At 69.7% G+C, this 25246-nt stretch carries 19 protein-coding genes; 6 read left to right on the top strand and 13 right to left on the bottom strand.

What is annotated here, in order from left to right; genetic code table 11:
* Positions 1-44: 44 nt before the first annotated feature.
* Together ACFWP7_RS05665 and ACFWP7_RS05670 are read left to right on the top strand one after the other, a co-directional pair.
* The gene (locus ACFWP7_RS05665) at positions 45-1901 is read left to right on the top strand and encodes an ATP-binding protein (RefSeq protein WP_384376491.1); all 1857 of its coding nucleotides are present in this window, start codon (positions 45-47) and stop codon (positions 1899-1901) included.
* Positions 1898-2578, top strand: coding sequence for a response regulator (locus tag ACFWP7_RS05670; protein ID WP_384376494.1), 681 nt, complete (start codon positions 1898-1900; stop codon positions 2576-2578). The genes ACFWP7_RS05665 and ACFWP7_RS05670 overlap by 4 nt, the downstream gene beginning before the upstream one ends.
* Positions 2579-2710: 132 nt before the next feature.
* Here ACFWP7_RS05670 and ACFWP7_RS05675 read toward each other — a convergent pair whose 3' ends face one another.
* From ACFWP7_RS05675 to ACFWP7_RS05700, 6 genes are all read right to left on the bottom strand, one after another.
* Entirely contained in the window at positions 2711-4303 is a 1593-nt protein-coding gene (locus ACFWP7_RS05675) for a cation acetate symporter (protein WP_384376497.1), read from the bottom strand.
* Positions 4300-4788 carry a DUF485 domain-containing protein gene (locus tag ACFWP7_RS05680; protein WP_384376500.1) on the bottom strand — a complete coding sequence of 163 codons (489 nt, stop codon included), beginning with the start codon at positions 4786-4788 and terminating at the stop codon, positions 4300-4302. Before ACFWP7_RS05680 ends, ACFWP7_RS05675 begins: the two co-directional genes overlap by 4 nt.
* Positions 4789-4892: 104 nt before the next feature.
* Entirely contained in the window at positions 4893-5570 is a 678-nt protein-coding gene (locus ACFWP7_RS05685) for a response regulator (protein WP_384376503.1), read from the bottom strand.
* The gene (locus tag ACFWP7_RS05690) at positions 5567-6718 is read right to left on the bottom strand and encodes a sensor histidine kinase (protein WP_384376506.1); all 1152 of its coding nucleotides are present in this window, start codon (positions 6716-6718) and stop codon (positions 5567-5569) included. The genes ACFWP7_RS05685 and ACFWP7_RS05690 overlap by 4 nt, the downstream gene beginning before the upstream one ends.
* A complete protein-coding gene (locus tag ACFWP7_RS05695; protein WP_384376510.1) occupies positions 6715-7242 on the bottom strand; it encodes a DUF1453 domain-containing protein in 528 nt (175 codons plus the stop codon). Before ACFWP7_RS05695 ends, ACFWP7_RS05690 begins: the two co-directional genes overlap by 4 nt.
* Positions 7243-8022: 780 nt before the next feature.
* Positions 8023-10146, bottom strand: a complete 2124-nt coding sequence (locus ACFWP7_RS05700) for a type IIA DNA topoisomerase subunit B (protein WP_384376513.1) — start codon at positions 10144-10146, stop codon at positions 8023-8025.
* 439 nt (positions 10147-10585) lie between these two features.
* Between ACFWP7_RS05700 and ACFWP7_RS05705 the strand changes: the two genes are divergently transcribed.
* Positions 10586-10816, top strand: coding sequence for a hypothetical protein (locus ACFWP7_RS05705; protein WP_121406526.1), 231 nt, complete (start codon positions 10586-10588; stop codon positions 10814-10816).
* 364 nt (positions 10817-11180) lie between these two features.
* On the opposite strand, the gene ACFWP7_RS05710 is transcribed toward ACFWP7_RS05705, so the two are convergent.
* From ACFWP7_RS05710 to ACFWP7_RS05740, 7 genes are all read right to left on the bottom strand, one after another.
* Positions 11181-11999 carry a S1 family serine peptidase gene (locus ACFWP7_RS05710; RefSeq protein ID WP_384376516.1) on the bottom strand — a complete coding sequence of 273 codons (819 nt, stop codon included), beginning with the start codon at positions 11997-11999 and terminating at the stop codon, positions 11181-11183.
* 133 nt (positions 12000-12132) lie between these two features.
* Positions 12133-13668 carry an RNA polymerase sigma factor gene (locus tag ACFWP7_RS05715; protein ID WP_384376519.1) on the bottom strand — a complete coding sequence of 512 codons (1536 nt, stop codon included), beginning with the start codon at positions 13666-13668 and terminating at the stop codon, positions 12133-12135.
* A gap of 408 nt (positions 13669-14076) precedes the next feature.
* On the bottom strand, positions 14077-14964 hold the full coding sequence (locus ACFWP7_RS05720) for a FadR/GntR family transcriptional regulator (RefSeq protein ID WP_384376522.1): 888 nt from the start codon (positions 14962-14964) through the stop codon (positions 14077-14079).
* Between the two features lie 162 nt (positions 14965-15126).
* A complete protein-coding gene (locus ACFWP7_RS05725) occupies positions 15127-16887 on the bottom strand; it encodes an ATP-binding cassette domain-containing protein (protein WP_384376525.1) in 1761 nt (586 codons plus the stop codon).
* A gap of 126 nt (positions 16888-17013) precedes the next feature.
* Positions 17014-17772, bottom strand: coding sequence for an NUDIX domain-containing protein (locus ACFWP7_RS05730; protein ID WP_384376528.1), 759 nt, complete (start codon positions 17770-17772; stop codon positions 17014-17016).
* 131 nt (positions 17773-17903) lie between these two features.
* Entirely contained in the window at positions 17904-19874 is a 1971-nt protein-coding gene (locus tag ACFWP7_RS05735; protein WP_384376659.1) for a glycogen debranching N-terminal domain-containing protein, read from the bottom strand.
* 563 nt (positions 19875-20437) lie between these two features.
* Positions 20438-22114 carry a DUF4192 domain-containing protein gene (locus ACFWP7_RS05740; protein WP_384376662.1) on the bottom strand — a complete coding sequence of 559 codons (1677 nt, stop codon included), beginning with the start codon at positions 22112-22114 and terminating at the stop codon, positions 20438-20440.
* Here ACFWP7_RS05740 and ACFWP7_RS05745 point away from each other — a divergent pair.
* The 3 genes from ACFWP7_RS05745 to ACFWP7_RS05755 all read left to right on the top strand — a co-directional run bounded on the left by ACFWP7_RS05745 (position 22106) and on the right by ACFWP7_RS05755 (position 25119).
* A complete protein-coding gene (locus ACFWP7_RS05745) occupies positions 22106-22546 on the top strand; it encodes a hypothetical protein (RefSeq protein ID WP_384376671.1) in 441 nt (146 codons plus the stop codon). The genes ACFWP7_RS05740 and ACFWP7_RS05745 overlap by 9 nt on opposite strands.
* Positions 22547-23348: 802 nt before the next feature.
* Positions 23349-24395, top strand: a complete 1047-nt coding sequence (locus ACFWP7_RS05750; RefSeq protein WP_384376531.1) for an iron-containing redox enzyme family protein — start codon at positions 23349-23351, stop codon at positions 24393-24395.
* A 37-nt stretch (positions 24396-24432) separates the two neighbouring features.
* Positions 24433-25119: a 2OG-Fe dioxygenase family protein gene (locus tag ACFWP7_RS05755; RefSeq protein WP_384376534.1), complete on the top strand. Its 687-nt coding sequence runs from the start codon at positions 24433-24435 to the stop codon at positions 25117-25119.
* Positions 25120-25246 lie beyond the last annotated feature (127 nt).

A 25246-nucleotide genomic window follows, 5' to 3' on the forward strand; every position in this document is an offset into this window, starting at 1 on the left:
ACCCCCCTACGGCAGACCCCACTTCCCGCCGTACCGTCATAGCCATGAGCCCCACTCCCCCCGTACGACGACTGCGCCTCGGTCTGCCGCGGCGGGTGTTCTCGCAGGTACTGCTGATGCAGGTGGCGATCGCCGCCGGGGTCGCCGTGCTCGCGACCGGGCTGTTCCTCGCCCCGCTCAGCGCACAGCTGGACGACCAGGCGATGCGCCGCGCGCTCGCGATCGCGCAGACCACGGCCGTCCAGCCGCAGATCGCCGAGGACCTCCAGACGACACGGCCGTCCGTGGACGGGCCCGTACAGGCCGAGGCGGAGCGGATCCGGAAGGCCAGCGGGGCCGAGTACGTGGTGGTGATGAACACGGACGGTGTGCGCTGGTCGCACACCGACACCACGCAGATCGGCAAGGTCGTCTCGACCGACCCCAGCCAGGCCCTGGCCGGCAAGGACGTCATGGAGATCGACGACGGGACGCTCGGCCGCTCCGCCCGCGGCAAGGTGCCGCTGCGGGACGCCGACGGCGACATCGTCGGCGCGATCTCGGTCGGCATCGAGTACGACAGCGTGCGGGCCAGGCTGATCCACGCGATCCCCGGACTGCTGGCGTACGCGGGCGGAGCTCTGGCCGTCGGTGCGCTGGCCGCGTATCTGATCTCCCGCCGCGTCCAGCGACAGACCCGTGACCTGGCCTTCTCCGACATCGCGGCGCTGCTCGCGGAGCGCGAGGCGATGCTGCACGGCATACGTGAGGGCGTCGTCGCGCTGGACCGCGGCGGCCGCGTACGCCTCCTCAACGACGAGGCGCAGCGGCTGCTGGGGCTCGACGGGGAGGCCATCGGCAGGCCGCTCGACGACGCGCTCGGACCGGGCCGTACGACCGATGTGCTGGCCGGCCGTGTCACCGGCACCGACCTGCTCACCGTCCGCGGCGAGCGCGTGCTGGTCGCCAACCGCATGCCCACGGACGACGGCGGCGCCGTGGCCACGCTGCGCGACCGCACCGAGGTGGAGCAGCTCGGCCGCGAACTCGACTCCACACACGGCCTGATCGACGCCCTGCGCGCCCAGGACCACGAGCACGCCAACCGGATGCACACACTCCTGGGGCTGCTCGAACTGGAGATGTACGACGACGCCAAGGAGTTCGTCGGCGAGGTATTCGGGGACCACAGGGTCACCGCCGAACAGGTCACCGAGAAGGTCCACGATCCGCTGCTCGCCGCCCTGTTGGTCGGCAAGTCCTCCGTCGCGGCCGAGCGCGGCGTGGCCCTGTGGATCTCGGACGCGACTCTCCTGCCGGATCGGCTGGTGGATCCGGGGGGACTGGTCACCGTCGTCGGCAACCTGGTCGACAACGCGCTCGACGCCGTCGCGGGCACGCCCCACGCGCGCGTGGAGGTCGAATTGCGCGCCGAGGGGCGTACCGCCGTGCTGCGAGTACGGGACACCGGGCCCGGGATCCCGGAGGATCGGTGGGAACTGATCTTCACCGACGGATGGTCCACCAAGAAGCCCCCCGCGCACGGCAAGCGCGGAATCGGTCTCCCTCTTGTGCGCCGACTCGCCGAACGGCAGGGCGGCAGCGCGCAGGTGGCCGAGGCCGACGGCGGGGGCGCCGAGTTCACCGTCGTACTGCCGGAGGCACTCAGGGAACCGGGGTTCGAGCCGGAGTCGGGTTCCGCACCGGACGCAGGTCGGACGGTCGATACGGGTCTTGCGGTGTCCGATGCAGGTCATGCGCCGGACACCGGCCACGCACCTGCTGTAGGCCACACCCCGGACGCGGGTCTCGCGCCGGCGACAGGCCCGCGGCCCGTGCCCGAGCCGCACCAGCCTCCGGAATCCGCCGCCGTCACCACCGCTGCCACGGATGCCACGGCTGTCAAGGAAGGGTCGCGATGATCGAGGTCCTGGTCGTGGACGACGACATACGGGTCGCGCGGGTCAACGCCGCGTACGTGGCGAAGGTGCCGGGCTTCCATGTGGCGGGCGAGGCCCACAGCGCGGCCGAGGCGCTGAGCCGGATGGAGGCGCTGCCCCACCTGGACCTGGTCCTCATGGACCACTATCTGCCGGACGACACGGGCCTGGCGGTCGTCCAGGAGATGCGCCGGCGCGGCCACCAGACCGACGTCATCATGGTGACCGCCGCCCGTGACATCTCGACGGTCCAGGCGGCGATGCGGCAGGGCGCGCTCCAGTACCTGGTCAAGCCGTTCGCCTTCGCGGGGCTGCGCGCGAAGCTGGAGGCGTACGCGGATCTGCGCCGCACCCTCGACGGCGGCGGAGAGGCCGAGCAGGCGGAGGTGGACCGGATCTTCGGCGCCCTGTCGGCGAGTACGGAGGCGGACCTGCCCAAGGGCCACTCCCCCACGACCGCGGAACTCGTACGCCGCGCCCTGGTGAAGTCCGAGGGCCCTCTGTCGGCCCAGGAGGTCGCGGAGCAGACCGGACTGAGCCGGCAGACCGCCCAGCGCTATCTGAAGCTCCTGGAGCGCACGGGGCGGGCCAGGCTGACCCTGAAGTACGGCGACGCGGGTCGCCCGGAGCACCGCTACGTCTGGGCGACCCGCGCCTGAGAACACACCTGGCCGGACAGCTCGGCCGGCCCCACTCTTCTCCACCAACGCCGTGGTCGATCTTCGGCCGCAACCTCATTGATCGACCGCGCCTTCAGTCATCGACCGCACCCAAAGTCGCCGGCCGCGCCCTCAGACAGCCCCGGCGCCCGTCAACGACCGCACCTCGGTCTCCGCGTACTTGGCCTCGTCCGGCGGCTCCGCGGAGGTGACCGTGCCCAGCCAGCCCGCGAGAAAGCCCAGGGGGATGGACACGAGGCCCGGGTTCTGCAGCGGGAAGTACTGGAAGTCGGCGCTCGGGAACAGCGATTCGGGGCTCCCCGACACCACGGGTGACAGCAGTACGAGCGCCAGGGCGGGCACCAGCCCCCCGTACACGGCCCACACCGCACCGCGCGTCGTGAAGCCCCGCCAGAACAGCGAGTACAGCAGCACGGGCAGGTTCGCGGACGCGGCCACCGCGAAGGCGAGGCCCACCAGGAAGGCGACGTTGAGATCGCGGGCGAGCAAGCCGAGCGCGATCGCGACCACGCCGATACCGACGGCCGCGGTGCGCGCCACGGCGACCTCGCTGCGTGGCTTGGCACGCCTTCGTCGCAGTGACGCATACAGGTCGTGCGCCACGGACGCCGAGGACGCGAGGGTGATTCCGGCGACAACCGCGAGGATCGTGGCGAACGCGATGGCGGCGACGATCGCGAACAGAACCGTTCCTCCTGTCGAGTTCGCGCCGCCTCCCAGATCGAGCGCCAGCAGCGGAACGGCCGTGTTCCCCGCGGCGTTCGACCCGCGTACCGCTTCCGGACCGACGATCGCCGCCGCGCCGAAGCCCAGCACGAACGTCATCAGGTAGAAGCTCCCGATGAGGCCGATCGCCCAGACCACCGAACGCCGCGCGGCCCTCGCCGTCGGCACGGTGTAGAACCGCGACAGGATGTGCGGCAGCCCGGCCGTGCCCAACACCAGGGCGAGTCCCAGGCTGATGAAGTCGAACCGTGCCGTCCAGTCCCCGCCGTACCTCAGCCCGGGAGCAAGGAACGCGTCACCGTGTCCGCTTCTGTCGGCCGCCGAACGCAGCAACTGGTTGAAGTCCCCGTGAAAACGGACCAGGACAAGCACGGTCAGGGCAATGGCCCCGCCCATCAGCAGAACCGCCTTGACGATCTGGATCCACGTGGTGGCCCGCATCCCTCCCATCGACACATAGATCACCATGAGCGCGCCGACGCCGATCACCGTCCAGTTGCGCGCCGCCTCGCTCGTGCCCCCGAGCAGCAGCGCAACCAGGCTGCCCGCTCCCACCATCTGCGCCACCAGATACAGAACGGACACGGTCACCGACGAGGTTCCCGCCGCGATCCGCACCGGCCGCTCGCTCATCCGGGACGCGACGACGTCGGCGAGCGTGAACCGCCCGCAGTTGCGCACCAGTTCGGCGACCAGGAAGAGGACCACGAGCCAGGCCACCAGAAAGCCCACCACGTACAGGAGCCCGTCGTAGCCGAAGAGCGCGATCAGACCCGTGACGCCGAGGAAGGACGCCGCCGACATGTAGTCACCGGAGATGGCAAAACCATTCTCCATCGGCGAGAACAACCGCCCGCCGGCATAGAACTCCTCCGCCGAACCATGCCGGTTGCGGCTCACCCACGTCGTGATCGCCAGGGTCACCACGACGAACGCGCTGAACAGCAGCAGCGCCAGTGTCTGATGGTTGCCGCTCATCGCTCACCACCTCTGGCGCTCCGGGTCAGTTCCTGGGTGTCCCAGCGCAGATCGAGAGCCGCCCGGTCCCTGCGCAGCCGCGCATGCCTCGCGTACGCCCAGGTGAACAGGAAGGTGGTGACGAACTGTCCGAGCCCCGCGACCATCGCCACATTCACCGCACCGGCAACGGGCCGGGCCATGAAGCCGGGTGCCGTCGTCGCCGTCACCACGTAACCCACGTACCAGGTGAAGAAGACGGCGAAGCCGGGGACCACGAACCTCCGGTACCGGCTGCGGACCTCCTGGAAGGCCGCGCTGCGCTGCACCTCCAGATAGACGTCGGCCGCCCCGCCCGTCCGACGCTCCTGCTCCGGGTGCGCGGGCGGCACGGCGGGAGCGGGCGCACCCGTGCCGTCCAACTCACCCCAGCCGGAGGCAAGCGCGTCGTACCAGGGGTCGTCGAACCGGACCTTCCCGGTGTCGCGACCGTCGTGCTTCTCCACCGAACTCTCCTTGTCCGCGGCCCGTTTCGGCCGCGTGCCCAAGGATGTGCAGATCGGGAAGATCCCGGACTCTTCTCTCCGCGCTCTTCACTCCATCAGGTGACTCAGCCTGCCGGTGGCCGTACGAGACCCTTCCCATAGGCGTAACGGACTGCCTGAGCACGGTCCTTGACCCCCGTCTTGGCGAAGAGGTTGTTGATGTGGGTCTTCACCGTCGCAGTGGAGACATGCAACTCACGGGCGATCTCCTGGTTGGTGAGGCCCCCGGCGATCAACAACAGCACCTCGGCCTCGCGCGCGGTGAGCCCGTCCGGCGGCTCCGCAGGCGCAATCGGCTCCGGCTCGGAAAGGCGCTCGAGCAGCCGGCGCTGGACGCTTGGCGAGAGTCCGGCCTCCCCGGAGAGCACGCTCCGCACAGCTCTGACGATCTCGTCACCTCCCGCGTCCTTGGTCAGATAGCCCCGAGCCCCCGCTCTGAGCGCGGGAAACAACGACTCGTCGTCCTCGTACGTGGTGAGCACGACAACCTGCGTTCCCGGGTACTCGGCACGGATGCGCCGGGTCGCCTCGACACCGTCGCAGCGCGGCATGCGCAGATCCATCAGCACCACGTCCGGAGCGAGGTCGGCGACAAGAGCCACGGCCTCGTGCCCGTCCCCGGCCGCCCCGACGACCTCGATGCCGGGCAACAGCCCCAGCAGCATCACGATGCCCTCGCGCACCACGGTCTGGTCGTCGGCCACCACGACTCGCGCCGGCTTCCTCCCTTCCTCCTCCGTCATACGGGCACCTTCAGCGTCACCACGAACCCCTCCTCGTCCGGCCCTGCCTCCAGGGAGCCGCCCAGCAACTCGGCCCGCTCCCGCATGCCCAGCAGACCGTACCCGGCGCCGGAACCGCTGAGCTCGCCCTTCGGCCCGCCCGAGTCCCTTACGGCCAGGGTCACTTCGCGCTCGCCGTAGTCCAGCCGCACCCGGACCTTGGCGCCCGGAGCGTGCTTGCGCACGTTCGTCAGAGCTTCCTGCGCGACCCTGCGCACCGCCTGCGAAACCTCGGCGCCCAACAGCTGCCGTTCACCCGTCACGGTGACATCGGCACCATCGGTCGTCGCGACGAGTTCGCTCAGGAAGTCCTCCACCGGGGACATCTCGCCGCGCAGGGCGGACAGCGCCTGCCGGGTCTCGGCGAGGCCCTCGCGTGCCATCCTCCGGGCCGCCACGACCCGTTCGAGGATCGTCTCCCGGTCCCCACCTCGCTCGATGAGCAGACGGGCCGCTTCCAGGTGCACCAGTTGCGCCGAGAGGCTGTGCGCGAGCACATCGTGGATCTCCCGCGCGATCCGGGCCCGCTCCGCGAGCGCCGCCGACTCCGCCTCGGCCACGTGCGCCGCGCGCTCCTGAGCCAGCAGTCGTTGCGCACTCCCCCGCGCCTCCGCGTCCAGGCGCAGCACATACCCGGCCAGGGCGAGCCCTACCGTGGTGGCCAGGGTGGTCAGCCAGACATCGTTGTTGACCGCCGCATACGCCCCCAGCGCCACGGAGGTGGCAGGCAGGGCTGCCGCGAGAGGCAACCGCTCCATGCCACTCACCGCACACCCGCACCACAGGACGAGGGCCGGAACCCGGAATCCGACACTCTGCCCAACTGTCGCGATCCCGAGCAGCAGTACGAACAGCCCCAGCGAGGGCAGCAGCCGGTGTTCGAGTGTGGTCCGCCAGAAGGCCCATGCTGCGGCTCCGCACGCAACGACTCCCAGCACACCCGCTGCGACACCCCAGCCGTGCAACTCACTGTCGGTGAAGGTCGTCCCCAGGAGAATGCCGAGGGCGCCGACACGCGTGGCCCAGGCGAGCAGGCGCCGGGGCCGCGCCACTCCCGCTCGGGAGAGTGCCTCGCGGGATGGCCAGCGCGTCCAGACGTTCTCCGTCACACACGCTCCTTCCACGGGGCCTGGGGCACGCCGTCACCGTACGCCGCACCCCGCGGGCTCGCCGGGTGCAGGGATCGCGACCTCCAGACGAGAGTTCCGGAGCGGATCAGCAGCGTGGCAGCGAGAGCCAGCAGCACCATGGCAGTGGCGTCCTGGTCCACGCCGAGCAGGGCCCCGATGCCGAACAGACCCACGCGCAGACCTATGCCGACGATCCATACGGCCACGCTCGCCCTGGTGCCCTTGCCCCACACCGAGCCGTCCGGCGCCGCCCATATCCGGGTGGTCCACGCCCAGCCGGCCCCGGTGGCCAGGCCGATGAGCAACTCCGCCCCAAGCAGAAGAATCGCCTCGGCCTGGTGGTGCGCGTCGATCAGCCCCGGCTCTCGCAGAGCTATGAAACCCAGAACGGCGGGCAGGATCCACCAGCGCCGGTCCGCACTGATCCTTTGCGCGCGGAACTGGCGCACGATCACCAGAACGACAACGGCGAAGATCGCCAAGGCGTTGATCAGCCCAGACATCACGGCCTCCGTGGACGAGGAAGAGCGGATGCCGACAGCGGGAGCTGTCGACGCCTTCGACGCTACGGAAAATTGCTGGTCAGCAGATCGGAGCCCGGGTGGATCGCGGGTGGATCTCTGCCCGGACCAGACCTCCACCCACGGGTGGAGCCCCCACACGACGGGGCTGGCATCCGGCCCCCTGCATGTGTGCGCCGCCGGGCCAGGACGTTTTTCGCCCCCTCCGCCCCTACCCGTCCCGTACCTGGGGGCTGCCGCCCACAGACCCCCGCCATCGGCCTGAACGGCCTCGTCCTCAAACGCCGGACAGGCTGAAAGATCTCCCCGGGCCGGTGCTGAAAAGCGGAACCCCACGGGTGGGTGAGGGCTGGGGTGAGCGGGAAATCAGGTGGGGGAAATCGGGACGGCACCTCCATCCGAAAGCACCGGACGGGATGAAGACCGCCCAAGCCGATGGGCAGAGAGCACCATCGAGCTGCTGGGGGATCGGAACGGCGGCACCCGCCAGCCCACCCCACCCCCAAGCAACCAACCACCGCACAGGCTGTGGATGATGCGGCCCGCAGCCGAAGGACGGCGGAAGGGGGCGTGCCCGTACCCCCAGATGCCCGTCGCGTACGCCCGCGTCACCGGACCCCCGCACCCTTGCCCGAGGTCTGATCCGTCGGCGACGGGCGGGACGTACCGGCACGCCCCCGACCCACCCACCAGACGTACCGGAAAGCGCGCACCGGTACACCGCACGCACCCGCACCCGCACACGCAGCCCAGCAGCCGCGCCTACGCGTCGATACGAGACCGATCCAACGTGGCCGCCGAGTTGGAAATGAACTCCTTACGCGGAGCCACGTCATTCCCCATCAGCAGATCAAACACCTGCTCGGACGACTCCAGGTCGGAGATGTTGATCCGCCGCAGTGTCCGATGGCGCGGATCCATCGTGGTCTCGGCCAGCTGGTCGGCATCCATCTCGCCGAGGCCCTTGTACCGCTGGATCGAGTCCTTGTACCGCACGTTCTTGCGCTGGAGCTCGAGCATCGTCTCCCGCAGCTCACGGTCCGAGTACGTGTAGATGTACTTGTCCTGCCCCTTCTTGGGCTGGCTGAGTTCGATCCTGTGCAGCGGCGGCACTGCCGCGAACACCCGCCCTGCCTCGACCATCGGCCGCATGTAGCGCTGGAACAGCGTCAGCAGCAGACAGCGGATGTGCGCACCGTCGACATCGGCGTCGACGAGAAGAATGATCTTCCCGTAGCGCGCCGCGTCGATGTCGAAGGTCCGGCCGGACCCGGCTCCTATGACCTGGATGATCGCCCCGCACTCGACGTTCTTCAGCATGTCCGTGACGGACGACTTCTGAACGTTGAGGATCTTGCCGCGGATCGGCAGCAGCGCCTGGAACTCGGAGTTCCGGGCGAGCTTGGCCGTACCGAGCGCGGAGTCGCCCTCGACGATGAACAGCTCGCTGCGCCCCACGTCGTCGCTGCGGCAGTCGGCGAGCTTGGCGGGCAGCGAGGAGGACTCCAGGGCCGTCTTCCGGCGCTGCGCGTCCTTGTGCTGCCGGGCCGCGATCCGCGTACGGGCGGCCGCGACGGCCTTCTCCATGACGACCCGGGCCTGCGCGGCAGCGTCTCGCTTCGTGGTGGTCAGGAACTCCTTGAGCTCCTTGGACACCACGTTCGTCACGATGCGGCGGGCCGCCGAGGTGCCGAGGATCTCCTTGGTCTGACCCTCGAACTGCGGCTCGGCGAGGCGCACGGTGACGACGACGGTCAGGCCCTCCAGCGCGTCGTCCTTGACGATGTCGTCCTCGGCGACGCGCAGCAGCTTCTTGGCCCGCAGCACCTCGTTCATCGTCTTGGCGACGGCCTGTTCGAAGCCTGCGACGTGGGTGCCGCCCTTGGGCGTGGCGATGATGTTCACGAACGACCGCAGGGTGGTGTCGTACCCGGTGCCCCAGCGCATCGCGACATCGACACCCAGCTCTCGGGTGACCTCGGTCGGCGTCATCTGCCCGTGGTCGTCAAGGACCGGGACGGTCTCCTTGAAGCTGCCCTGTCCGGAGAAGCGGAGGACGTCACAGACAGGCTTGTCGCCGGCCAGGTACTCACAGAACTCGCTGATGCCACCGTCGAAGCGGAAGGACTCCTCGCCCTTGCTGCCGCCCTCGCCGAGCCCGTACTCGTCGCGTACGACGATGGTCAGTCCCGGTACCAGGAAGGCGGTCTGGCGGGCGCGCTGGTGCAGGCCCTCCAAGGAGAGCTTGGCGTCCTTGAGGAAGATCTGACGGTCGGCCCAGTAGCGCACGCGCGCGCCGGTGCGGGTCTTGGGGATCCGCTTGATCTTGCGCATCCCGCTCGCCGCTTCGAAGGCGCCGTCGGGGCCGGCCGCCTTGAACTCTCCCGGGGTGCCGCGCCGGAAGCTCACCGCGTGGGTGTGGCCGCTGCGGTCCACCTCGACGTCCAGGCGGGCGGAGAGCGCGTTCACCACAGAGGCACCGACGCCGTGAAGACCGCCGGAGGCCGCGTACGAGCCGCCTCCGAACTTTCCGCCGGCGTGCAGCTTGGTCATCACGACCTCGACACCGGAGAGGCCGGTCTTGGGCTCCACGTCCACCGGGATGCCACGGCCGTTGTCCCGTACCTCCACCGAGGCGTCGTCGTGCAGGATCACCTCGATGTGGTCGCAGTAGCCGCCCAGGGCCTCGTCCACGGAGTTGTCGATGATCTCCCAGAGGCAGTGCATCAGACCGCGGCTGTCGGTCGACCCGATGTACATGCCGGGGCGCTTGCGTACGGCCTCGAGCCCCTCGAGGACGAGCAGGTGCCGCGCGGTGTAGTTGGAACCGTCCCGGTCTGCTCCGGTCAGCAACGCTGTGGACGGCACGGACGTCTCGGCGGTCACGCGGTTCGCTCCTCGCTGAATTTCAGATGGGGCCCTTTTGGGTAAGGCCGGGCTTCGGTCGCCGCTCAGAGGGTACCGAGGCCTGGTAGAGCCGTTGTAACGCCACCCTCGCATGAAAACACCCTAGTCCAGGGTCGCATGGGTGTTCGATCCCTCGATGGAGTGAAGTACATATCACGTTCCCTTCGGGGCATGAACCATTTAGGCTCCGGGCACGTCCTCAAGAACAACCGGCAAGCCAGCCGGGAGGACCGACCCTGACAGACAGCGCGAACCCGTAAGACACGAAGACACGCAATACGGCCCATTCGCCGCCACCTGGCAGCAGACAGCCGCCCTGGAGAGAAATTTTCGAGGAAGGGCCCCGAGCGGGAACGTTTTCGGCCTGGTTGGATGTTGACCCTGGTACGACAGCTCGTCGAGCTAGAGAAGAGGCGACGTGACTACTGTTCTGACCCCCGCGAGCCCGCTGACGGCCGCTGACCGCTGCGACCGTTGCGGCGCCCAGGCATATCTGCGCGTCGTCCTCCTGAGCGGCGGAGAACTGCTCTTCTGCGCCCACCACGGTCGCAAGTTCGAGCCGGAACTCAAGAAGATCGCCGCTGAGATACAGGACGAGACGGAGCGACTGACGTCCGTTCCGGAAAGCGTCAACGACGAAGAACGCTGACACTTCGCATCAACGACGAGCGGGTGCCGGCATCAGGCCGGTGTGCGGGCGGCCACTCCCTGGACACAGGGAGTGGCCGCCCGCATTCGTACCGCTTGGCAGGTAACGCTCAGCGCGACCTGCCGACACCCGTCCAGATCTCAGCGCGACCGGCCAGCGCCCGTCAGGGATTCAGTACGACCGCGGAGCACCCGTCCGGGTCTCTCAGCGCGACCGCCCAGCACCCGTCCAGGTCTCAGCGCAACCGGCCAACACCCGCCCGGGTCTGAGTACGACCGCCCCACACCGGCCCGGATCTCAGCGGAACCCGTCGAGGTGCCCGTCCGGAGGCTCAGCGGAACCTGCCCAGCGGCCATCCAGGGGCTCACCGGGGCCCGTCGAGCGTCCGGACGGCATCCGAGACCCGCGTGTAGACGCCAGGGCTCCCAGCGCGCCCACAGCCGCTCCCCCACGACACCAGGCCGATGAGCCGCCCCTGAGCGACCAACGGTCCGCCGCTGTCTCCCTGACAGGCATCCCGCCCGCCCCTGAGCTCCCCGGCGCACAGCATGGACGCCGCCCGGTAGGTGCCGACCGCGCTGCCCGGATAAGCCCCTTCGCAGGCGGTATCGGGGAGCACGCTCACACGCGCGGCCCGCAGACTGCGCGCATAGTCGCCGCCCCCCGTCGTATCGCCCCAGCCGTAGACCGTGGCGGCCGTACCGGGCTTGTACGCGGCGTCTCCGGAGGGCGCCATACCGATGACCGAGCTCTCCGGGAGCGGGGCCGCGAGGGTGAGCACGCCGAAGTCCCCGGCGTTCGTATCGCTGTCGTAGTCGGGATTGACCCACATGCTGCTCACCGGGATCTCCTTACCGCTGCTCGACAGCAGGTCTCCCCGGCCGGCGATGACCTTCAGGTCGCGAACCTGCCGCGGCGGCGCCCCTATGACGTCCGCGCCCAGGCAGTGGGCCGCGGTCAGGACGGTGGACGGACCGATCACGACACCGCCGCAGAACTGGCCCGCGCGCGTACCCCCGAACCGGTCACGGCTGGACAGCGCCACTGTCCAGGGAGCCTGGGAGATCTCGACCGGAAAGCCGCCGATGATGATGCTGTCGGCCGCCGCCGGGGCGGGCGACGCCAGTGGTATCGCGACCGCGGCGGCCGCAAGGGCCAGTGCTGAGGCAAAGGGACGGCGCATGCGCGCTCCTCACTCTGGGATGGTCATCGAAAACCCAGAGTGATCCAGCACGCGGGGGCTCGCACTCCGCGCGCACACGAAAGGGCCCGGCTCCCCCGTGGGAGCCGGGCCCTGCGTGACGTACTTCCGAGACCTAGTCGAGGTAGTCGCGCAGCACCTGCGAGCGCGACGGGTGACGCAGCTTCGACATCGTCTTGGACTCGATCTGGCGGATCCGCTCGCGCGTCACGCCGTACACCTTGCCGATCTCGTCGAGGGTCTTCGGCTGACCGTCGGTGAGGCCGAAGCGCATCGAGACGACGCCGGCCTCGCGCTCGGACAGGGTGTCGAGAACGGAGTGCAGCTGTTCCTGGAGGAGCGTGAAGCTGACCGCGTCGGCCGGGACGACGGCCTCGGAGTCCTCGATGAGGTCACCGAACTCGCTGTCACCGTCCTCGCCCAGCGGGGTGTGCAGCGAGATGGGCTCGCGGCCGTACTTCTGGACCTCGATGACCTTCTCCGGGGTCATGTCGAGTTCCTTGGCCAGCTCCTCCGGGGTGGGCTCGCGGCCCAGGTCCTGGAGCATCTGGCGCTGCACGCGCGCGAGCTTGTTGATGACCTCGACCATGTGCACCGGGATACGGATGGTGCGGGCCTGGTCGGCCATGGCGCGAGTGATCGCCTGGCGGATCCACCAGGTGGCGTACGTGGAGAACTTGTAGCCCTTGGTGTAGTCGAACTTCTCGACCGCGCGGATCAGACCGAGGTTGCCCTCCTGGATGAGGTCCAGGAAGAGCATGCCGCGGCCGGTGTAGCGCTTGGCCAGGGAGACCACCAGACGGAGGTTGGCCTCCAGGAGGTGGTTCTTGGCGCGGCGGCCGTCCTCGGCGATGATCTCCAGCTCGCGCTTGAGCTTGGGGGCGAGCTTGTCGGCGTTGGCGAGCTTGTCCTCGGCGAACAGGCCGGCCTCGATGCGCTTGGCGAGCTCGACCTCCTGCTCGGCGTTGAGGAGGGGGACCTTGCCGATCTGCTTGAGGTAGTCCTTGACGGGGTCGGCGGTGGCGCCGGCCACGGCGACCTGCTGGGCCGGCGCGTCGTCCTCGTCGTCGTCGGAGAGGACGAAGCCCTTGTTCTCGGCCCCCTCCTCTTCCTCTTCGGACTTGGCGCCCGGGGTCTCCTCCGCCGCCTCGTCGTCGACCGGCTCCGCGTCGTCCTTCTTGGCGGTGGACTTCTTCGCGACAGCCTTCTTGGCGACCGTCTTCTTCGCGACGGCCTTCTTGGCGACCGTCTTCTTGGCAGCAGTCTTTTGGGCAGTCGCGTCCTCGGCCGAGTCGTCGTCGGCGGGCGCTGCCGGGGCGGCGGTGGCGGTGGCCTTCTTGGTGGTCACCGTCTTCGCCGCGACCGTCTTGGTGGCGGTTCGCTTGGCAGGACTCTTCGCTGCGACGCTCTTTCGGGGGCGCTTTGGCTCCGCGGCACTGACCATCAGCGTCACACCCTCTTCCTCGAGGATCTGGTTGAGGCTGCGCAGTACGTTCTTCCACTGAGTGGCCGGAATCTGGTCAGCTTCGAAGGCCCGACGCACGTCATCGCCGGCGATCTGCCCCTCAGCCTTTCCCCGCTCGATGAGCGCCATGACAGAGATGGACTCGGCGATCTCCGGCGGGAGCGTACGGGATGTGCTGGCCGACACGAACAACCTCTCGGAACGTTGGAAAACGGCTTCCGGCCCCGTCCGGTGCGGACAGGAGCCGACGACCGCCGACTTGGGGATGGGCCGACGGCGCGGGCGGGGGCCGGGAAGAAGCACAGCGCCACAAACGGCGTCTGTATTCCCTCCTCGGCTGCCACCTCTTAGGTCATCGCGCTGCCGAGAAGAGCGTTACGCCCAATCTGCGTGGCCCGAGTCACACCCCGTAAGCGCGCAAAAGCGGCCAGATACGGTCAGAGAAGGTCAGCCGATGAGCGCACCGCCCCATCACACCGCCGGACCCCGCCAGGTCCAAGGAGGATCCGACGGGGTCCCGCGAGAGATGGTTCGCCGGCCAGGCGATGCCACGAGAGGGCACACGCCCCCAACCGCGTCACCTTGGGTGCGCGGTCAGTGCTCGCGCGGCGCGGGCACCACGCGCTCCACCTCGGGATGCACGGTGAGCAGTTGGCGCATGGCAGCTTCGGCCGCCGCACCGTCGGCCGCGGCAAGGGCATCGACGATCCGGGCATGGTGTCCCAGAGAGGCGTCGTTCGGCCGGTCGCAGCCGGTGACGGGGTTTCCGGAGACCTGGAGCGCGGCCGACACGATCCCGGAGAGGTGCTCCAGCATCCGGTTCCCCGCGAGCTGGATGAGCAGCGCGTGGAACTCCGCGTCGGCGCGCGAGAAGGTGAGCGAATCACCCTGTGCCATGGCGTGGCCCATGATCTCGACCATGTCGCCGAGTCGCTGCTGGACATCCTCGCGACCGTGCCCGGCGGCGAGCCGCGCGGCGAGCGGCTCGATCGTCCAGCGCAGCTCGCTCAGCTCACGCCGCTGATCGTCACGCTGCGGCCCGAAGGCACGCCATTCGATGATGTCCGGGTCGAGGAGGTTCCAGTCACTGACGGGGCGCACCCGCGTGCCGACGTTGGGGCGGGCGCTGACCAGCCCCTTCGCCTCCAGGACTCGGAGCGATTCACGAACGACGGTACGGGAGACCTCGAACCGCTGGCCGATCTCCTCGGGAACGAGCGGGCGGTCCGCGCCGAGGTCGCCGGAGACGATCATCTGGCCGAGCTGCTGGACGAGTTGACCGTGCAGCCCGCGTCCGCGGTTGCCCGTGCCGCGTCGGCCCACGCGGCCCAGCTCGGGGTCCGCGCCCTCCCACGCGGGGGGACCCACGCGGCCGGCACCAGGGGCCTCGGCATAGGGGTAACGGTTGAGTTCGCCCGGGCCGGCCAGGCCGGAGTCTGCGGAGCGGGCGGCGGTCATCATGGTCTGCGCAAGGGTACTCACGGATCCTTTGTCGGCGCTGTCTCCAACTCCCTTGAGGTCTTTGGTGAAAAGCACACGAAAGGGTGATCGCTCACCCCGTCGCAATTGACGCCTTATCGGAAAGAAATGGGCGTTCTCCGGGGAGTTGTGCGCACCACGGAACCGGAAGGGCGCGGGCGGTCGTCATCGGACCCTGCTTCGCAGGGTCGTGAGCAGATATGCGCAGAGCAGAGCGGTCAGCGACAACATCAGCGCACCGCCGACAGGTTGAGCCAGCGTCCGCACCCCGGCCGCCAGATACCGCTCTCCACCGAACGGCCACTGCATCAGCACCAGCTCGCGCATCCTCCCGGAGAACCCGGCCGCGGTCCGCACAGACGGCCCCTCCAGGGCTTTTTGTACGAGCGGTACGACGACGATCGGCACGGCGAGTACCGCCGCGAGCCCGGCGGTCGTGGACCGGAAGATGCCCGCGGCCAGCACACCCGCCCAGGCACAGCCCACCACCAGTCCGATCCAACTCGCTCCCAGGGTGAGCCAGTCGGCGGGAACTCCGGTGAGCTCCCGTCCGTAGACGAGATAGAGCACTTCGAAGTCGCATCCCACGGTGAGGACGGCCAGCGTCAGGGCGGTGGCCGAGGCGACGAGGAGTTTGGCGGTGAGCAGTCCCAGGCGGCGGGGGACGGTGCCGCGGTCCGCGGCCAGGGCGGGGTGGCGGAACTCGTCGCCGAAGGCGATCGCGCCGAGCAGCCCCGCACCGAGCGCGGCGGGCGGGAGCGGGAGTTCCTGTGGCCACGCGGCCAGTAGGCGCGGCTGGGGCGTGTGACCGATTCTGGCAAGCAGTACGGACAGGAGGGCCGAGACGGCAAGAACGGCCACGGCGGTGAGGTAACCCGTGCCGACGCCGGCGGCGCGGCGCAATTCGTAGCGCAGAGGGCGCAGCGGGCTCGGCGCCTGGCGTACGGCGATGGGCGGCGGGAGAGGTGAGTGCGCGTCCACGGCCGGCCTCCCGGCCACGTGTGGCTCAGCGCTCTCCTGTGCGCCGCCCTCTGCCGGTGGCGCGGCGGTAGGCCCCATGTCGCCGATCTCGTCCGCGAGTTGGTGTACGAGGATGCCGTGCCGGAAGGCGGTCTCGCCTACATCGGCACACGTGCTGCCGTACACGGAGAGCCGGTTGCCGTCCTCGCGCACGATCTCGACGGAACGCCGCGCGGTACGGGCCTCCTTTGTCAGCAGGGCACCGAGCCGGGCGGCGTAGGGGCTGCGAACGGCCACTCGGGGGCGCAGCCGAGTGCGGGCGAAGTCCGCGACCTCCTGGTCGGCGACAAGGCGGCCCGCGTCCAGCGTGACGACCCGGTCGGCGGTGTGCGCGGCCTCCTTGAGGTCGTCCGTGGTGAACAGCACCGTGCCGCCCTGGGCCGCGTGCGCGCGCAGAATCCCGTGCAGCCAACGGCCCTCGCGGGCGGAGAGCCCGTCGGCCGGAGCGTCCAGGAGGAGGGTGTGCGGGTCGGACAACAGTGCGCACGCCAGACCGAGGCGGCGGTCCATGCCACGCGACAGCGTGCCCAGGCGCTCGTCACGCAGACTGACGAGCCCGACCACTTCGAGGACTTCGTCGGCGCGCCGTACGGGCACGCCGACGGCGGCGCACAGCATGCGGAGCTGTCCGCGGACGGTACGCGCCGGATGGCCGGGCACCTCGCCCAGCAGTACCCCGACTTCGCGCGAGGGATGCGCGATCCGGTGCAGTGGGCGGCCTCTGAAGTAGGTGATTCCGCGGCCTTGTTGGAGTTCGAGCATGAGCTTCAGCACAGTCGTCTTGCCCGCGCCCGGGGCTCCGACGATCGCTGTGACGCGACCCCCGCGCGCCTCGAAGGTCACGTCGTCGAGGGCGGGCGGAAGCTCCTTGCGGGGGTTGCTGGTCAGTCCGATGGCCTGGATCACCCAAAGCAAGATAGCGCTATATGTCCGGTTTTTCGGGCAACTTGGGCCTCGCCTCGGACAAGGCTCAAGTTGCCCGCGGACCCACTCCGGCTCGCGCGCCCTGACCTGTGTTCCCCCGCCTCCTGGTCAGACCTCGGGGCGCAGCATGGGCGGATTGAGCAGCGTGGCGCCGCCCGCGCGGAAAAGCTGGGCCGGGCGACCACCCTGGCGTGTGGTCGTACCGCCCGTGGGCACCAGGAAGCCCGGCGTGCCCGTCACCTTGCGGTGGAAGTTACGCGGGTCGAGCGCCACACCCCACACGGCCTCGTACACCCGGCGCAGCTCGCCGACGGTGAACTCGGTCGGACAGAAGGCGGTCGCCAGCGACGAGTACTCGATCTTGGACCGGGCGCGCTCCACACCGTCCGAGAGGATCTGCGCGTGATCGAAGGCGAGAGGCGCCGCCTGCTCTCCGTCACGGCCGTAACCACCCTGTTGCAGCAACTCCTCGACGGGCGCCCAGCGCGCGCTGTTGGCGTCACCGCCGGCTCGGGGCGCGGGCAGATCAGGGGCCAGGGCGAGATGGGCGACGCTGACCACCCGCATCCGCGGATCGCGCTTGGGGTCGCCGTACGTCCCCAACTGCTCCAGGTGTGCGCCGTTGTCCTGCGCGGGGGCGGAGGGGTCGTGGGCGCGCAGCCCGGTCTCCTCGGCCAGCTCGCGCGCCGCCGCCTGCGCCAGATCCTCGTCCGTCCGCACGAAGCCGCCGGGGAGTGCCCACCGCCCCTGGAACGGCTGCTCGCCCCTCCGTACCGCCAGCGCGCACAGAGCGTGGCGGCGCACGGTCAGCACCACCAGGTCCACGGTCACGGCGAAGGGCGGAAAGGCCGATGGGTCGTAGGGCATGCCGCGATCATAGTCGTCTGCCTGACGATAAACACGCCCTTCGTCGGCCGCTTCCACGGCTGATCCACTTCCCTCAGGTGCAGGTCTCCCCAGCCGTGGCCGATCTCCGTCCGCAGGCTTGTCGCACAAGGTCACACCCCCAGCTGCAGCCCCTCGGCCGCTTCCTCGACCATGGCCAGGCCGAGCCGGCTGACGCGTACGGAGAAGGGGGCGCCCGCGATGCGCAGTCCCGTGAGCCCGATCTCGCCCAGCGGAGCGCTGCGGACCGGGCGCAGGGTCACCGTCCCGGCCGGGGCGTCGGGACGGATCCCCACGAGCGAGGTGAGGAGCAGCACACCTGCGGCCGCGGCCGTCGCCGCGGGTCGGCAGGCCGCGGGATGAGGCAGCGGTGCACTGCCCTGCGCGCGCTGCTCCCCCGCGTACATCTCGGGCAGCCGGTGATCGAAGGCCTCGGCGGCTGCCAGCACGCCCCGCAACAGGGAGCTCGCCTCCTTCTCGTAGCCGGCGGCAGCCAGCCCCGCGACGGCGACGGCACTCTCCTGAACGCGTACGGCGCCGGCCCGATGGCCGAACGGGTTGTACGCCGCCTCCTTCACCCCGAGGCTGCGCAGCCCCCACCCAGAGTCCATGACGGGGCCTCCGAGCAGCCGGGCGAGCTGCTCGGTCTGCACCTTGTCGAGCAACCCGGGGGCCGTCGCGCCGGAGCCGAGCAGACCGGTGTCAAGGAGATGGGCGGCACCCGCGGCAAGGTGCGGCACGAGGCGACCGTCCGGGGCGCGGGCGGCCGCCGGTCTGCCGCCTCCCCGGTCCTCGACCCAGAAGTCCTCGCGGAACGCGGTCCGCAGTGCCAGGGCCCATTGCCGCAGTCCCGCACCCCCCGGCCGGCCATGCGCGTCGAGCAGGTCGGCGCCCAGCAGTGCGGCCCGATGGGCGTGCGCCTGGGTCTCGGAGCGCAGCGGTCCTCCGGAGAAGGAGTCGGGCAAGTAGATGCCGTCGCCGACAGCCGTCCGCAGCCAGTCGAGGCACCGCTCGGCCGCGGGCAGAAGTTCCTCGGTCTCCCCTGCCTCGAGCCCCCAGCGCCGCGCCTCCGCAAGGAGTACGGGGAACAGCAGGGTCGCCTCGGTGGCCGTGCAACCCGGCGGCAGGTGCGGGCCCGCGTCCCTGCGCGGTCCGGGAATCAGGCCGGACCGCGGGCCCGCGAGTTGGGTACGTGCGAGAGTCCGCAGAGTGCCCAGGGCGAGCCGGGTTCCGAGCGGCAACGTCATCCGTGCGGCGACCATTGCTTCTGCCGGGGCCAGGCCGCAACGCCAGGGAGCCCCGGCCGCGAGGTGCGTGTCGGACGGGTGCCCGGGGTCGCGCAACAAGAGAGCCCGGAGATCCTCGACGCAGGTGTGCAGGAGCGCCTGGGCCCTTGGGTCGTCGCCCGCTGCCCGGGCCTGTGCGATCGGGCTCGCCGCGCCGCCGCGCCCCACCGTTCTGTTGGCGACCGCACCATCCGGTCGTACGCGCAGCTCCACGCTCCGGGTGCCGCCGGGAGGCAGTTCGAACTCCCAGCGCAGCAGTCCGGCAGAGGCCAGCGCGTCGACGGGTGGAGGGTCGGCGGTGACGGCGGAGTGCCCCGTGGCACAGGACCAGCGCAGGCCGGAGTCGTGGACGCTCGCGGGCAGTTCGGGCCCGGCCCTGCCCGCGGCGACCGAGCTCAGTTCCGCGAGGTCCGTGCCTAGGGCGACTTCGACAGGCAGCCGCAGCGTACGAGAGGCCGCGCTCCGCAGAGTGATCCGCTCTGTGCCGTCAGCGTGCCGTGTCCGCTCGACGACGACATCCGGATCCGGGCCTCCGTCGGCGGACGAGCGCAGCGTCCCCACGAAACGGGCGCGGTCGGCCGTGAGCATTCGGGCCTGAACCGCCAGCGGTTCGCGTCCGGCGACGCGGAGCTGGCAACGGGAGAGCAGCCGCCGTCCCGCGCGATAGAAGCCCTCCAGGCCTCGCCCGGTCAGCTGCCCCTGATCCGTGGAGATCGCCAGTCCTGGCAGGGCGACACAGATCAGGGCCGTGTGGACAGGTGGCAGGTCCACTGTCCGGGGCGGCAAGGGCACCGACATCCGGGAAGCCGCGGGGCCGCCCGCTCCCGCGAAGAAGGGCCGGGCGCTGTCCCCAGCCACGCGCGGGTTCGGGGGGGCGTCTCGACTCGTGAGGGGCCGCCCGGTCTTGCGAAGGGGCGGGCGATGGCCGTCGGGAGACGAGTGCGGAGTGGGCAGAGACATGGGGCGGTTTCCTCCGCGCTCGGCGCGGCTTGGGCGCGCTCGGCGCCGGGTGGGGGGCTCCGAAAGGGCGGGGGCACTGCGGCGGCGCGGCCCGGCCACGGTTCCGCCACTCAGGTGAACGGGACGGCCCCGCTCGGGGTCACGCCCTCGGCCGGGGAAGCCGACCGAATGGCGGTGGGGAGCCGGGTAGGGCGCGACCCGGGACGCGGGCGCGCTGCGGGCGTGCTCGGCACGGCTGGAACAGCCACGAGGGATGGCGCGGTGGACGCGGTTCGCCCAGTTCACCCAGTTCACCCAGTTCACCCAGTTCACCCGCTTGACGCTCGCGCCTGCGGCTGCGCGTCCGTTGGCGTATGCGTGGTGGAGGTGCCGTGCGTCGTCGGTTCGAGAGGAGCCCGCGCTCACGTGTCCTCCTCCGCGCCATGCCGTCCGCAGTCACGGCGGGCCCGCGAGCGTCCGCTCGCGCCCTCGGCGGCACGGCCTGGTCCGTCCCCAGCCGGCGAGACACCGTCGATGGGCCGACGCCGTCGGCCACTTCCCGCGCCCGGGGTCCGCCGACTCGGACGTGTTTCACCGCTCCCTGTCGGGCGTGCCCGGCGGCGACGCCGACTGGCGGTCCCGGGCGGCTGGGCCACGACTCCGGCCGAACCGGAGCCGACCGAATGGGAGCCAACAGAATCGGAGCCGCCCGATTCAAAGCCGCCCGAGGACGCCATCGCCTCAGGTGACTGTGACCGAGCCATGGAGCCGGGCAGGTGAACCGGCGCCGGGCTCGATGCCGCGAGCTCCCTCGGCTGCTCCGTTTCCCCTGCGACACGGCCGGTGCGCTCCGCGCGGAGACAACGGCGTACCGATTCAGGGTCCAGTCCCTCGTTGCAGGCCTGGTGCAGGAGGCGGGCGAAGAGATAGTCGGGATCGACGCCGAGAGCCATGGCCAGGGCCTCCCGCGCCTCAAGCTCGTCACCGGTCGACCAGGCGACCCATCCGGCGAGCGTGAGGGGCGCCGCGGCATGCTCGCGGTAGGAGCCGACGCAGCGGCGTGCCAACGCTCGCCACAGCCGCAGCGCTGGAACGGCCTCGTCGCCCTCCATCCACTCCGCGGCGCGGTCCCGGGTCGTGCGGTCCTGAAGGCCGAGGATCAGGGTGGCGGCCTCCTCATGCTCCAGCAGGCCGTCGTCGCGCAGGTCCGCCGGACGCGTGCCGGACACCGGTGGAGCGTCGGCGAGCCGGAACATGACCTGCTGGGCGAGTCCGAGGGTCTCCTGGGCAACAGCGGCGCGGTTCTCGCCATCCAGAATCCTGGGAACGAGGGCCGTGCTCGCCCTGTCGAGCGCGACCTCCTGCTCCGCGACCTCGGTCTCCCACGGAATGAGCCTGGCCGTCAGTTCCCGCAGGCTGCCCCGTACCTGGAGTCCCGCATAGGTCGCGGCGGCAGCGAGAACCGAGGTACCGGGCACGCCCATTGACTGGCCCTCAGGCGCACAGCACCCCTGACCCGGGCAGCAGTACGACCAGAAACGACCGTCGGAGATACAGAGGGCCTCGATCACCGGAACGTCGAGGCGGCCGCAGGCCGTACGCAGCAACTGCGCCAGCGAACGCAGCCGTTCCATGACCTCCCGCCCCGATTCGCCGCGCGCCGGTTCCTGGCAGAGGTAGGCGACCATGCTCTCCGGCGGGGCGCCCCGCCGCGCGCTTCCCTTCACCAACCCCTGGGCCAGCTGCTCGGCCACGGACGGCCAGTCGTCCGCGTTGGCGGGGATACCGAGCCGCGCTCGCCCACCGAAGCGACCGCGCCGTTCGCCGTCGTGCAGGGCGACCAGCACGATGCTGTCCTCGGGCCGGTACCCGAGCAAATAGGGCAGGGCGTCGGCCAGTTCCGCCGGTGTCCGCAAGGTCACCTGATGCTCGCCGGGCGGGCCGCCGGGTGCGGCGCGCCCCGGGCCCTGCCTGGGGGTGTCGAGTCCCGAGTCCGGTTGCGGGGTGCCACGCTCCGAGTCCGGCTCGGGAGTGCCACGTTCGGAGTCCTGCCCGAAGGGGCCGTGCCCCGCCCACCGTCCGGGCCCGCCATGACCCAGTCGACCGGCTGCCGCGTCAGTCCCCACCTGCCCTGCGAGCTCGCCTCGCTCGTCCCCGTCCCGCGGCTCATCCCCGTCCCTCAGCTCATCCCTCCCGACGTACGCGGCGCGTTCATCATGTTGGGGCCCGCCGCTCTGTTCCTGCCCCGCGCGCCCCAGCCGGCCGACGTGCCCACTCTGCTGATCGCGCCCGTCCAGCGTGCCGCCATCCCCGCCATCGGCCCCTTCCCCGGACCCGATACCAAGCCTGTTGTCGCCGGATGTGTCGCCGGACAGGCCGGCCGCTTCGTTGTGATTCGTCATGCCGAGACCATCCCGCGGATCTCGAAATTCCGCTTTGCCCTGTGGATAACCATGACCATGACCACGACAGGAGTTGTCCACAGCCCGTCGGTCTCACACACGCCATGTCCGACCCATCGGATTTCATGAAGCCATGAACGCAGAGCCGTACGCATACAGCGCACAGAGTGGACCGAGCGGACCGACTGGACCGACTGGACCGACTGAATTGAAGTGGCAGCACGCAGGAATCCGCGCCCAAAAGGAATCGACCGAGTCGATCGCAGCGCCACTCCGCATTCCGGTTCATTCGACAAGAGCACCGGCCGCGACTGAGCCACCTCGATCGAGCCGTTCCGGATCTCCCCGAAAGGTCGGGCGGCCTCGCGCAGCCGCCTCAGCCCCTCCCGCATTCCCTGTTCACCTCGGTGACAACTCACGTCGGCCGCAACTCCCTTTGAGTGACAGCGACTGCCGCCATCTACCTCCCTGTCACTGTCGGGCAAAGAAAGTAACGGACCGTCACAGGTTATTGGTTCCACCGGCTGCCACCAGGTCTTTGGCAGCGACGGGCGGCGGCGTACAGACGGCGTACATACTCCGTCCAGCGATGCCCTTGCAGAATGGCAACACCCGCCGTCCATGTGGAAATTCGGCCCGCCCGATGACACCGCGAAGGGCAGCACCAAAAGGGATCAGAACCGGACCGCAATCTTTCGGTTCCGCCCCCGCAGAACAACATCCCGCACCACAGGGACGGCAGGTAAGGGTTTCGTTCGCAGTGTGCCACAAGGCAGGGGAAGGGGAGTTCAAGACCCGTGAAAGGGAAATTCCTGACTCTCCGCCGAAGACCGTTGGGTACGAGGCCCGCCCTCCGTCGTCGTTGCGGATGACGGTGCAGAGAATTTCGTGACGGAAATCTGATTCGTTCAGCGAATCCAAGGGGGAAGACATGGCAGAAGTCGGCGGCTCCAAGGGTCTGACTGTATCCGGTGATTCGTTCCTGTCCACCGTGGACAAGATTCGCGCATTGCTCGATTCCGCACCGGAGAAGGTCGACTCCGACCTGTCGGGCGGCGAGCGGACCCGCGTCCTGGCCGAGGTGGCCGACATCAACGCCGCTGCGGCCGCGGGCGACAGCAGCGCCTTGTACGCCCAGCAGTTTCTGCTCGACCGTATCTACCAGCTGTACACGAAGATCCCTCAGCAGCAGAACGCCGAAGGGTCCGTTGTCGTGTACGAGATATCCCGTCTCCTTGAGACAGCCACCGCGGCCGCCCAGGACCGGTTGATCGAGCCGGGGCTGCTGGAGGACGCGCCTACCGAGCCGCGGGAATACCTGTCCTGGCTCAAGAAGACCGCCCGCGAGCACCGGGTGTACAAGCACCCCTATTACCACGAGTTCATCCGCAACACGGCCTCCGAGGGCGACCTGCGGAACTACGTGATGCAGGAGTCGGTCGTGGACGGTCGCTTCGACGACCTGCTCGCCATGATGCAGGTCGGCACCGCCGGCGCGGCCAAGATGGAGATCGCCGCCAACTTCTGGGACGAGATGGGCAACGGCGATCACGCCGAGGTCCACACCCACCTCTTCAACAAGATCTTCGAGGTCTTCGAGATCTCGGAGGAGGAGCTCGGTCGCTCGCTCACCGGCACCTCGCTGCTCAACGGCAATCTCGCGGTCATGCTGTGCCGCCACCGCTCCCTGTACGCGGAGGCCGTGGGCTTCCTGGGAATGACCGAGTGGATGGCTCCGGACAGGTTCGTCCAGGTCGTGCACGCCTGGGAGCGCCTGGGCCTGCCGGAGGTCGGGATCACCTATCACCGGCTGCACATCACCATCGACTCCCAGCACGCCCAGGGCTGGTTCCACAACGTGGTGCTGCCTGCTGCCGAGTCCGCGTACATGCGCCGTGCCATCGCCCGCGGCATCCTGTGGCGGCTCAACTCCTCTGCCGCCTACCTGGACGAGCGCATGCCGACCATCGCCGTCTGAAGTCCCACGACGCCACCAATCCTGGAGGAGAGAGACCATGCCCCTCGGTAGCGAAGGCTTCACCGTCATCGAGCTGTCGGACGTTTCGCCCGACATCCTGCCCAGCTACGACGACTGCCCGGTCGACGAGTACATGGGCAACGGCACCCGCTTCAAGCGGTTCTCGCAGTACCGCATCACCCCTCAGGGCAACGACGAGTGGTCGTTCGATCGTCTCCCGCACCGCAACTACACGACGTACAAGAAGTTCAACTCGGTCGGTGGCGGCATCCGACGCGTCTACGAGCCGATCAAGGTGGACTTCACGCCGCTGATTGCGGCCGGTATCCGTGAACTCGGCCTCGACAGGTCCGAGGAATGGCAGATCAACGTCCACCAGAACAGGACCCGTGCGGACGGGGGTAAGCCGGGCCCCCTCACCCCCGAGGGCGTGCACCACGACGGGCACGAGTTCGTGATGATCGCGATTCTCAACAAGGTGAACGCCGCGGGCGGCACCACCCGTCTGTGGAAGCCCGGGGCCGACGCGCCCTTCTGGAGCGGCACGCTCGAACCGGGACAGGCGGTCCTGCTGGACGACCAGGCGCTGGCCCATGACGTCACCGACGTGCTCTCCGCCGACGGCGGCCCCGGTCACCGGGACATCGTCATCGTCGCGTTCTCACGGTGGGCCGAGAAGTGGTACGGCGAGGAGCACGACTCCGCCGCTCTCGCCGAGCAGTGAACCGGGGTGCCGCCCCGAGGTGTGGCCAGGAGGCCCGGGGCGGGCCCGCGCCCAGCAGCCCTAGGGGATCAGCGGTGGTGGCCTTTGGAGATTATGATGCCTCAGGGCTAGACGGCATTGTGTTGGA

The organism is Streptomyces sp. NPDC058470, assembly GCF_042721055.1.
Taxonomy (GTDB): Bacteria; Actinomycetota; Actinomycetes; order Streptomycetales; family Streptomycetaceae; genus Streptomyces.

Coding starts and splice junctions, on each gene's coding strand:
- ACFWP7_RS05665 (WP_384376491.1), top strand. CDS start 45: ATGAGCCCCACTCCCCCCGTACGACGACTGCGCCTCGGTCTGCCGCGG.
- ACFWP7_RS05670 (WP_384376494.1), top strand. CDS start 1,898: ATGATCGAGGTCCTGGTCGTGGACGACGACATACGGGTCGCGCGGGTC.
- ACFWP7_RS05675 (WP_384376497.1), bottom strand. CDS start 4,303: ATGAGCGGCAACCATCAGACACTGGCGCTGCTGCTGTTCAGCGCGTTC.
- ACFWP7_RS05685 (WP_384376503.1), bottom strand. CDS start 5,570: ATGACGGAGGAGGAAGGGAGGAAGCCGGCGCGAGTCGTGGTGGCCGAC.
- ACFWP7_RS05695 (WP_384376510.1), bottom strand. CDS start 7,242: ATGTCTGGGCTGATCAACGCCTTGGCGATCTTCGCCGTTGTCGTTCTG.
- ACFWP7_RS05710 (WP_384376516.1), bottom strand. CDS start 11,999: ATGCGCCGTCCCTTTGCCTCAGCACTGGCCCTTGCGGCCGCCGCGGTC.
- ACFWP7_RS05730 (WP_384376528.1), bottom strand. CDS start 17,772: ATGCCCTACGACCCATCGGCCTTTCCGCCCTTCGCCGTGACCGTGGAC.
- ACFWP7_RS05735 (WP_384376659.1), bottom strand. CDS start 19,874: ATGTCGGTGCCCTTGCCGCCCCGGACAGTGGACCTGCCACCTGTCCAC.
- ACFWP7_RS05745 (WP_384376671.1), top strand. CDS start 22,106: ATGACCCAGTCGACCGGCTGCCGCGTCAGTCCCCACCTGCCCTGCGAG.
- ACFWP7_RS05750 (WP_384376531.1), top strand. CDS start 23,349: ATGGCAGAAGTCGGCGGCTCCAAGGGTCTGACTGTATCCGGTGATTCG.
- ACFWP7_RS05755 (WP_384376534.1), top strand. CDS start 24,433: ATGCCCCTCGGTAGCGAAGGCTTCACCGTCATCGAGCTGTCGGACGTT.